At 43.6% G+C, this 10,499-nt stretch carries 9 protein-coding genes and 1 riboswitch; of the genes, 3 read left to right on the top strand and 6 right to left on the bottom strand.

Annotated features, from left to right (window positions below; all coding sequences use genetic code 11):
• The first annotated feature begins 4 nt into the window (after window positions 1-4).
• Both NCCP2222_RS12975 and NCCP2222_RS12980 read left to right on the top strand, forming a co-directional pair.
• Window positions 5-592, top strand: a complete 588-nt coding sequence (locus NCCP2222_RS12975) for an FtsX-like permease family protein (protein WP_248512772.1) — start codon at window positions 5-7, stop codon at window positions 590-592.
• Window positions 593-661: 69 nt separating this feature from the next.
• Entirely contained in the window at window positions 662-1,822 is a 1,161-nt protein-coding gene (locus tag NCCP2222_RS12980) for an ABC transporter permease (RefSeq protein WP_248512773.1), read from the top strand.
• A 260-nt stretch (window positions 1,823-2,082) separates the two neighbouring features.
• Here the strand turns inward: NCCP2222_RS12980 and NCCP2222_RS12985 are convergent, their stop codons facing one another.
• Window positions 2,083-2,889: an aldo/keto reductase family protein gene (locus tag NCCP2222_RS12985; RefSeq protein ID WP_248512774.1), complete on the bottom strand. Its 807-nt coding sequence runs from the start codon at window positions 2,887-2,889 to the stop codon at window positions 2,083-2,085.
• A 261-nt stretch (window positions 2,890-3,150) separates the two neighbouring features.
• Here NCCP2222_RS12985 and NCCP2222_RS12990 point away from each other — a divergent pair, with 261 nt between their 5' ends.
• A complete protein-coding gene (locus NCCP2222_RS12990) occupies window positions 3,151-3,996 on the top strand; it encodes an STAS domain-containing protein (RefSeq protein ID WP_248512775.1) in 846 nt (281 codons plus the stop codon).
• 42 nt (window positions 3,997-4,038) lie between these two features.
• Here NCCP2222_RS12990 and NCCP2222_RS12995 read toward each other — a convergent pair whose 3' ends face one another.
• The 5 genes from NCCP2222_RS12995 to NCCP2222_RS13015 form a co-directional block, all read right to left on the bottom strand.
• Window positions 4,039-5,334 carry an NCS2 family permease gene (locus NCCP2222_RS12995; RefSeq protein WP_248512776.1) on the bottom strand — a complete coding sequence of 432 codons (1,296 nt, stop codon included), beginning with the start codon at window positions 5,332-5,334 and terminating at the stop codon, window positions 4,039-4,041.
• A 142-nt stretch (window positions 5,335-5,476) separates the two neighbouring features.
• Window positions 5,477-5,577: riboswitch (purine riboswitch) on the bottom strand.
• 418 nt (window positions 5,578-5,995) lie between these two features.
• Entirely contained in the window at window positions 5,996-9,133 is a 3,138-nt protein-coding gene (locus NCCP2222_RS13000; RefSeq protein WP_248512777.1) for a DEAD/DEAH box helicase, read from the bottom strand.
• Entirely contained in the window at window positions 9,106-9,522 is a 417-nt protein-coding gene (locus NCCP2222_RS13005) for a (deoxy)nucleoside triphosphate pyrophosphohydrolase (RefSeq protein ID WP_248512778.1), read from the bottom strand. Before NCCP2222_RS13005 ends, NCCP2222_RS13000 begins: the two co-directional genes overlap by 28 nt.
• Before the next feature lie 11 nt (window positions 9,523-9,533).
• Complete coding sequence (locus NCCP2222_RS13010) at window positions 9,534-9,833, bottom strand: hypothetical protein (protein WP_248512779.1); 300 nt, start codon at window positions 9,831-9,833, stop codon at window positions 9,534-9,536.
• A gap of 238 nt (window positions 9,834-10,071) precedes the next feature.
• Window positions 10,072-10,499 (bottom strand): DNA/RNA helicase domain-containing protein (locus tag NCCP2222_RS13015; RefSeq protein ID WP_248512780.1); only part of this gene is annotated, 428 nt, incomplete at its 5' end.

Here is a 10,499-nt window from a genome sequence, read left to right on the forward strand (position 1 = left end):
CGTCATGATCATAAAATTAGCCAGGACAGGCATGAAGGGGAAATCCAAAGACTACCTCATTCTATTTTCAGGGCTCATCTGTTCCGTATCCGTTTTCTACATGTTCCTGAGCCTCTCGACCAACCGTGACTTCATCACAAACAATTCGGTGATCAACTCCATCCAATTGGTCTTTTGGGTCGGCACCGCCCTCTTGTCCATTATCACGTTCTTTTACATCTTATATGCGCATTCATTTTTGCTTACTCTGAGGAAACGCGAGTTCGGTACCTATCTATTACTGGGCATTAAGCGCAAGCAAATCAAACAGGTAGCTTACTATGAAACTACCATCATTGCCGTCAGCAGCATCTTGATCGGCATCTTGTCAGGATTGGTGTTGTCCTATCTAGTATCACTCGGTATCACCAAGCAACTGGACATCGAGTTGGTGGGCTTCCATCCGATTTCGCTGCCAGCGTTTCTAGTGACCGTCGTCTATTTTTCTCTGGCATTTCTTGTTACTTCTCTCTGGAACAGCCGGAAGTTATCGAAAACACCTATTCTCGAACTAGTTCATGCAAATGTTCAGACGGAGGAAGCACCATCATAAAGATGGAATACGTTCACCACCGCTTTCGGTATTCTATCGCTCACTGTAGGTTATACCGCTCTTGTCTTTATGGAGCAGCTCCGCGAATTCGGTTTATTGACTGCGACCGTGGCGACAACACTGGCTACGTATTTACTGTTCTCTTCCTTTTTCCCGGTCGTCGTGCAACGATTAAAAAAATCCAAGTTCTTTTATCTGAAAGGGTTACATACGTTCACCTTTGCCCAGCTACATTTCCGAATGAATGAACTGAAGCGAATCCTCGCTACTGTCGCCATGCTCATCGCCTTATCTGCTGGCGCCATTTCAGGGGGATTCGCGTTTCTGAACAACGCCAATCCGTTTACGGAGGAAATGAACGTGTATGATGTCAAAGTGTACGACATGTCACAGGAGGAGAAAGACCTGCTGGCAGTCATTCCGTTCACAGACGAAACCACCTACCGTTTCAAACTGGATAACAATCACATCTATTTTTCAGCAACCGAACTGAACAACGACCCGCCGTTGATAAGAAGCGAGATAGATTATACGTTGGTTCATCCTAAAAAGATGGATGAAAAAGCAGACTTGGAATTGAACGACTGGGGGCAACAGACTCTTACGGATGAGTGGGAATCAGCTATATCTACGATTTCGCCAAGCGTTTTCCTTCTGACAAAGATTGTACCAAAGAGTGAATTCGATCGCCTTCCGCTCACCACACATTCCATGTACCTCGGCAAGACAGACGAATTCAAGAAGCACAAAAACACTTGGGCGGAAATCGACCAAATTCAACAAAAGAGATATGAGGAGTTCGGGGAAGACAACTACTATTACAGTTCTAAGTATTCAATGTACCAAGAGTATCTCGGCACTGCCAGCGGCACCTTTTTCATGGGTTTCTTCCTGGGAACAGCCTTCCTGATGATGATGGCCAGCATACTGATGTTCAAGATTTTATCGGGCGCGCACCAAGATATCCATCGGTATGAGAGCCTTCGGAAAATCGGAGTTACACATAGAACACTATCCGCTTCCGTAGCGAAAGAATTGGGTATTGTCTTTTTATTTCCTGGCATTTTAGGAATCGTTCATGTTCTCGTCGGGATGAACCTGTTCTCGTTCATCCTAATTGACCCGTACTATAAATTGTGGGTATCCATCCTACTATTTTTGGCGATCTATGTGCTTTATTACCTGATTACCGTCTCAATGTACAGAAAAATTGTTTTGCCGAAAACGTAGTAAAAAGGCCAGAATCCTGGTCTTATCAGAATGAAGAAAAAAGGGTTGAAATCAATATGATTCCTACCCTTTTTTGTTTTGCTGACGGATATAAAACGCAGGCTTTGTTAGAAGCATCTGCGCGTCATTGGATGCAGAATTCATTGCGTCACAGGCAAAATTGCGCTGCTGAACTAAATTTGAAATCATAATTTTTAAAAATGGATCCCATCATCTACTAGGATTTTTTTCTATCGGTTCCTAACGCAACCATCTGAAAATCATACTTGGGCAATGCGGTGATGATCACTTGCAGTTAGTTCAAAATCAAATACATTTATGCTTTGCGCTTGGCGCTCTTTATTATGAGACTTAGGAATGACGATCACATCACGTTCAATTTGATACCGTAAAACTACTTGTGCGTATGTCTTTCCGTATTGGTTCCCGACTTCTTCTAGAACTTGCTTAGCATTTTCATTAATACCGCATAATGGAGACCATGCCACAGTTGCAATATCATTATTTTTATTATAAGCAATTAATTCTTCATTCCAATGTCCGACTTGCGATTTAATTTGATTGACGGCTGGTTTGATGGTGCCGTTTTCAAGAAGTAAATCTAGATGTTCTTTTTCAAAGTTAGAAACACCAATTGACTTGAACACACCACGGTTATAGTAGTCTTCTAAAATAGTCCATGCCTCCACCATCTCAGCATCGTTATCCCATGGTTTATGGATCAGGAACAAATCAATATAGTCAGTTTGTAATTTCTCTAAGCTTTTTTCAATTTCCGCATGGGCCCAGTCCGCTCCATGGAAACCGTCAAATGTATTCAGCTTGGATGTGATAAAGAAATCTTCACGTGGCAAGGAGGATTTCTTTATCCCATTCCCAACGACTTCTTCATTTAAATATAATTGAGCAGAATCAAAATGACGGTAGCCGTTTTCAATGGCCCAGTCGACTTCCTGCGTATCTCCCCTTAAGGCACCTGAATATTGGTTCCCCTCTTTACCATACGTATTTGTACCACAGCCGACGATTGGAATTTCAATGCCATTATTCAATTTCATATACTTCATCGTAACCTCTCCTATGCTTTATTTCTCACCTTACCTTTACAAAAGAAAGGAATCAATCTATTTGTCTGAATGCACTTAAATTTGCGAAATAGCAGTCACACATTAACACGTAAATCACTTCAAGATGATAAATCATTAGCACAATTAGGAGAAGAATTTCGTGTGAGGTATTAATGCTTTATACTACTGTTAGTTTGCAGAAATTCTTTGAATACAATAAAATAAGGCAAACTATATAATTATATTGAAGGGTAGGAGCTTATGATAAATGAATTGGGGCTACTCGGAAAAACTCTACAAGAAGAAAAGTTTACGATTGCACGCAAAATTCATGAGGTGCGATTATCAGAGCTTCCGGAGGAGCAAAGACAATTAATCCCTTCACATATTGAAGAAGAAATAATAAGGCTGAGAGTAAACTTTGTAAATCTCTTTGGAGAATTCTTGGCGATACCAGAAAAGAGAGAAATGGCCTATGAGCTGATAGAAGAATGGGCGAATGAAACATCCGAGTATGTATTCAAACTTGGCGTACCATTAGATGAAGCTTTGAAAGATACGACGCTTTATCGAACTTATATCAATGAAGTAATTGAAAACATGGTCATAGCTCATGATATGTCAGTGAAAACATTGTTAGCAGCATCTAAAATCATAGATCCCTTACTTGATTATGCTGTTTACTGCTTTAGCTTGACCTTTGTTAACTTCTACACAGTCAATCTCGATAATGCAAGAAAAGCATTTATTGAACTATCTGTTCCGATTGTTTCGATTTCTAATGATATCGCCATACTGCCTTTAATTGGAGATATTGATACGGAACGGGCGTTATTGTTGATGGAGAATACGACGAAAGAAGTAGGGAGATTAAAATTATCGTACTTAATACTCGATTTGTCTGGAGTAGCGATTGTCGATACAATGGTGGCACATCATATCTTTAATTTGAGCTCTACCTTAAAATTGTTAGGAGTTAAAATGATCCTAACAGGCGTTAGGCCTGAAGTGGCTCAGACTGCTGTAAGCCTGGGATTGGACTTTAGTGAGCAAATTACAAAAGGAACCTTGCAGCAGGCACTATCAGAACTTAAAATTCTTTCTTAAAAAAGGTACCAGGTTCTATTAATGAGAACCTGGTACTCAAAGCTACACGATAAACGCAAAGTATAGGATAAATAACAAACAAATCACATACATAATTGGATGAATTTCTTTATACCGCTTTTGTGCTACGAAACAAAGTGGATATAGTATAAACCCAAATGCGAGACCGATTGCCACACTAGAAGTGAGGGGCATCATGATGATGGTGAAAAAGGAAGGAATCACAATTTCCAGCTTACTCCACTCTATTTTTCTTATTTCCATTGCCATTAATGCGCCTACAATGATTAACGCAGGGGCTGTTACTTCCAATGTAATAACGGATAAAATCGGTGAAAAGAATAAAGCAATCGTAAAGCAAGCAGCAATAACGACAGACGTAAAGCCTGTCCTGCCGCCGACTGCAATGCCAGCAGAAGATTCAACACTCGTTGCAGGCGTGGATGTTCCGAGGATCGCTCCAACTGCGCTAGCTGTAGAATCAGCAAGCAATGCTCTTCCGATATTCGGCACAGTATTCCCTTTCATCATGCCCGCTTGACTGGCTAGGGCAATTAAAGCACCCGCCGTATCAAAAAAGGCAACGAGTAAAAAAGTGAAAATTACTGCCAGTAATTCAGGGGTGAACACCTGATCCAAATGGGAAAACACAACGCCAAATGTTGGTTCCAAGCTTGGTATACTTCCGATGATTTTTGAAGGAGCGTTTATTAATCCAACAATCATTCCAATAATCGTGGTAATGATCATTCCATAAAAAATCCCTCCATTTATTCCACGTACCAACATTACAATCGTAATGACCAAGCCAAAAATGGCGAGTAGGGTCGTAGGTGATGTTAAGTTTCCAATCGAAACAAATGTATCAGGATTGGAAATAATAAGCCCTCCATTTTTCAATCCAAGAAATGTAATGAAGAATCCAATTCCAGCAGCGATAGCATATTTTAAATTCAAGGGAACGATATTAATAATCTTCTCCCGGATTTTCAATAAACTTAAAATCATAAAGATAATTCCTGCAATAAAAACACCGGTTAATGCGACTTCCCATTGTATGCCCATTCCAATACAGACCGAAAAAGCGAAAAATGAATTCAAACCCATACTTGGTGCAATTCCGATCGGGAAGTTAGCTAGCAACCCAATAAGGAGTGTGCCGATAATCGCAGTAAGAGCGGTTGCAGTAAATACCGCCCCACTATCCATCCCAGCTTGGCTGAGGATCAGTGGATTGACGACTAATATGTATGCGATGGACAGGAAGGTTGTCACGCCTGCGAGGGTTTCCTGCTTATAGGAAGTATTCCGTTCAGCAAATTTAAAAAAGTTTCTCATGATGTAATCTCCTATTTGCTAGAGAATGAATGGTCATGGTTTCAAGGATACTGTTTCAGCCAGTTCATACTAGTATGCCCTAGAATATAAAAAAACTTTGGCCTTAGTTAGGACAAAGTTTTTTCTACAAAAAGGAATATAAAATTGCATTTACATTCCTTGTAGACGAGCCATTTATGGTAGCTGGTAGAAACTTTCAAGCCGTATTCTTGAAATTATACAAGGTATCTCTATTCTTTTTTAAAAAATAATAGATGAATTGTAACAAATTTAGGTTGGAAGGTCAATAAACGATTTCTATATTTGTTTAAGATACCGCTAAGCAAAGTGCGCCATTATTTCCTTGGAGTAAATTCTATCTTTGCGGCTCCAACCCTCGGAGTGAGTCCAGCAGCTTTCATTCCATTCTGTTTCATGGCATTCCTTACTCCAGTTTTCACACCCAATTACGGATTTACAGGGTTTTACAATAACGAAGTTCAATCAGGAAGAAATTGACCCGGATTAAGTTCGAATTTAGGGAAGTAGCGGAGTCCCCAATAGAAGATTGAAAGCATATTCCCGGATTGTAGCGAGCATGGCCCATCCAACGGTCTTTTACATGCTTGAGAGAGACAAGAGGAACTTGCTGCTCACTCTGTTTAGCTAACGTCTAAATCACTCACACAACACTCAAACTCCCACCAATCATCCGCGCCGGCATCTCCTCATCCAGCCGCCACACAAAACTAATCGGCTGGTTCCCCTCATGGCGCACATACTCCGCCGTGCCGAAAAACGTGAAGGGTCCGGTGAAGCCATCCTGCTGCCGGTACTCACGGACAAACAGCGCAATCGTCGTTCCGTTCTCCCGCTGATGAATATACCGCTGTCCCGTCGGACTCGTCACCGATGTGCGGTTCTGTGACTGCCAGTGGAACAAATGCGTACCCATTGCATAGTCCTTGTATTGCGTGGATGGGGAAAAGTCCTTGTCTGTCTTGTTCAACGTGATGAAAAAGATGTCTGTTTGCTTGTCCTCCAAGTACTTGACCCCTTCCCGAAACGCCGGCTTCGCCGTTTCATTGAAGTAGCCGAACGCCGCAAGTACTTGGTCGGACGTATATTCTGCATGCACGCGTAGCGGTGATACATACTCAAACGGCGATGGCTTTTCGACCGTTTTGAGATTTGCGAGACAAACACCTAGCACTTCAAGAATTTCTTCCTTCAAAGCGTCACTAGCAAGCAACCGCTGCATCCCATCGTCCATACTGGCAAACCCCAGCTCTCCAGGCGGCTTCCCGAAGAAGGAGTAATACAACATCCCGACCATCAGCTGCTGCTCTTCCCCACAGATTTCGCCGGTTCGTACGTAGTCAATTAAGAACCGCAGTAAATCCGCTGAATCCAGGTGGAACAACGCATGGATTCGCTTCTCCACAATCTCCTCGTACTCACTCGTAAAGTCCTCCATCACGCCAGCTTCTACTTTCAGCCGAGAGAACGTACGTTTTTTGCCTTTCCCATAAAACTCAGCAAGCATCAGATGATGATAACGCAAGAAGTTTGCTAAGGTCAGAGCCTCCTCCGTGTCCTCCTCGAAATAACGCAACTGGCTCACAAGGTGCGCTTTCGTTGTCTTCGCTTCCTTCACATTGCGAAGTATGTACTCCTTTGCCTGCCGCTCCAGTATAATCGCAGAGCCTTTCGGCAACTGATAAAATCCATTCTCCACATAATGCCGGATGGAGTGCTTCGTTCGGCCAACGAGTGCTCGGAACTTTTGCTCAAACGGATAGTCTGCATGCGCTTGTCCGACAAAGTCGAGAACGGTTAAGCACTCCTTGCCGTCCGCTAACCGCAATCCCCTCCCGAGCTGCTGCAAGAAGACGGTCAGACTTTCCGTCGGACGTAAGAATAAAATCGTGTTGACCGCCGGAATATCGACCCCTTCGTTATACAAGTCCACCACAAACACAAAACGAATCTCACCCGTCTCTAATTTCCGCTTCGCTGCACGCCGTTCCTCATCTGGCGAACCCCCATGCAGCGCCATCGAAGGAATCCCCTTCTGGTTAAAATACCGAGCCATGTAAAGCGCATGCTCAACAGACACACAAAAACCGAGAGCTTTGACCTCTTCCATTGACGTCACATACTTCCGGATGCTTTGTATGATCAAATCACTCCGACGATCATTCGCCGTATAGACATTGGAAAGCTCCTCAACATCATAGCCCTTGCGTGTCCACTTGATCGCGGAAAGATCGACATTGTCCGTCACACAGAAATAATGAAACGGACTAAGCAACTTTCGGTCAATTGCCTCCGTCAGTCGCATTTCAGACGCAATCCGGTCATCAAAGTACTCCAAAATATTTTCGTTATCCATCCGCTCTGGTGTTGCGGTGAGACCAACCAAAGCAGTCGGCTTGTAATACCCTAACAACGCACGATAACTCGGAGCCGTCGCATGATGAAATTCATCGACGATAATAAAATCGTAGAAATCTGCCGTCGTCTTCTCTATCATCTTTCGGCTATTCCAGCTCTGAATGCTCATAAACAACTGATCCAAACGAGTCGGTTCATGCTTTCCTACGAACAGCTCACCAAAGTTCGCATCTTTCAAAATCGCACGAAACGTATGCATGCTTTGCTGTAAGATCTCTTCCCGATGGGCAATAAATAAGAGCTTCGCATGGGGCGTCTTCGCAAGAAACCGCTTAAAGTCAAACGCCGAAATCACGGTTTTCCCAACACCCGTCGCAGCCACGACCAAGTTCCGCATATGGCCATGTACCGTCCGCTCTACTTCTAGCTCATCCAAAATCTCCTGCTGGTAATGATACGGACGGATGTCTAAGAAGTACGCTTCACTCTCTTCCGCAACGCGTTCTTTCTGTAGCGACCGGCGAACGAGCTGCCAATTGGTCTCATCTTCCGGCAACAAGCGTTTAAACTCCTCATCATTCCAGTAACTCTCAAACGTAGCCTCAAACTTCCGAATAATATCAAACGAATCTTGCTCCGTTACCTTCAAATTCCACTCGAGCCCCGACGTCAACGCTGGATTTGAGAGATTAGACGATCCTATGTACGCTGTACTAAACCCTGTATATCGTTTAAACAAGTACGCCTTCGCATGCAGCCGGGTTCGCTCTTTATCAAGCGATACACGCACTTCAGTATTCGATAGCTGACTCAACGCCTGAAGCGCTTTCAAATCGGTCGCTTCCATATAAGATGTCGTAATTACCCGCAGACGTCCACCACGTTCAGTGAATTGCTTCAAATCTTCTAAGATAATCCTTAAACCAGACCACTTCACAAACGACACAAGCCACTCAATTTCATCTGACGTCTGAATCTCTTTCTTTAACTCCTCCAGCATATTCGGCTCCACGTGTGAACCCGTAAACAACGAACTCTGCGATAACGGCGTCACCGGCCGAAGCGCCTTTTGCGCAGATAATGTCCTTGCTGTATTAAGCGTCTTATACAGCGACAGCAGCATTTCAGCCCGCTCATCAATCTTAAACGCACCAAGCATTTCATCATCTAAAGACCGCTGCAAGACATCGATCATCTCATTACAAGCCTGCACCTGGCGAAGCAACGCCTCGTCCCGATCCTTTCCTTCACGGATATGCGACAAAGCCAGCTTAGTGACAGACGAAATATAACTTGATAGCAAAGCAGGAGCTTCCACTTCATCTACCTTCCCAGTCTCTACAGCAAACTCGAGATCAGATAACCCTAGCAAATCGGCCTTTACTTGCGCGTTGATTAGTTGTTCATATAACCCTTCTCGCATATCTCAATCACCCTTTCTACAGCCGGCACATCAGCTGGCGCCCAATCCAGCGACCGAAGCTTTTGCCAGGGGACCCACCTAAGCTCGCTGTGTTCTTGTGCAGCTGGCGCGCCCGCTAGGATTTGTGCAAAGTACGTTACTAGCCGGATTGTGAACGTTTCGTACGAATGGATGGTATCTTCCACAAACGCACCTACTTGAATCGTGCAAGCTAGTTCCTCTTGGATTTCCCGGATTACCGCATCTTGCGGCGATTCTCCAGGCTCCACCTTTCCGCCTGGGAACTCCCAATAGCCAGGGAGAGGCATTTGGAGTGAGCGGCGGGCGCAGAGGATTTGGCCCTCACTGTTGTGGATAATTGATGCTACGACGTGGATGGGGGTTGTCATGGTGGTCACCTCTAGTTTCTAGCCTCTACTCTTTGATTCACAATCTCTGGCACAACTTCTTTCCACTTCACTAAATTAACTACAGTAAAAAAATAAGAAATCATACGCTTGCCAAGTTCCTCACGCTGAATACCATTCGGCAGCTGCCTTCCTATTTTCAGCGTAAGCTGCTGTCGCATATTCTTATCAATCAATGGAGCTTCTATTAGCAAAAAGTACTTTATACAACGTTCTAGATCCTGCCCATAGAGCCCAGTATAGAAGAAGACTATCGTAAAAGTTCTTGGCGATATTTCCATAAAAGTCGCCATGCTTGATCTTTTCCAGCATGGTATGAGGGTCGGCTTCCCTCCAAGTTTCACTGCTGAATGAAGTTCAACGACCGTCTCAGCTGCCCGACAATCAAACTAATAATTACCATTCTATTCATCAACAATCTTAGAGATTTGTTCACTCATTGAACTGTTCCTCAAAAACCTTATCCAACAGTTTTGTATCAGCCTCAACAACTTTCCTATTTCTCTCCGAAAGCATGGCATTAAATTTTTATTACTCTTCATACACTTCTTTCCCATCCACCAAATACAACATGTTCTCCCGCTCTTTCCGATACAACATAACTCTCTCCAACCGCTCCGCTAAATACTTCTGCAAAGCAGTATCCGTACAAAACACAAAACACCCCTTCTGCCCACGCGTCATAAGTGTTCGGTACGTATTTCGAATAATCGGGTCTGCCAATTCATGGGCTCTAGCTAGATCTTCCTTTGCAAATCCCTTAATGCCCCTTAACGATTGGTCTGTCTTTGCTCGTTTTGTGAAATCTGTAATGATTTCACCATCTTCAAATCGCATGTCATCACCAATGATGACGCCAACATAGTCGAACTCCAATCCCTGAGCCGTGTGGATGCAGCCCGCTTCCCTGACGGATGAATTTTCGATAGCCCATGTGTTTTCAATGTTCCAGCTGATGC

It is taken from the genome of Sporosarcina sp. NCCP-2222 (assembly GCF_023168145.1).
Classification (GTDB): Bacteria; Bacillota; Bacilli; order Bacillales_A; family Planococcaceae; genus Sporosarcina.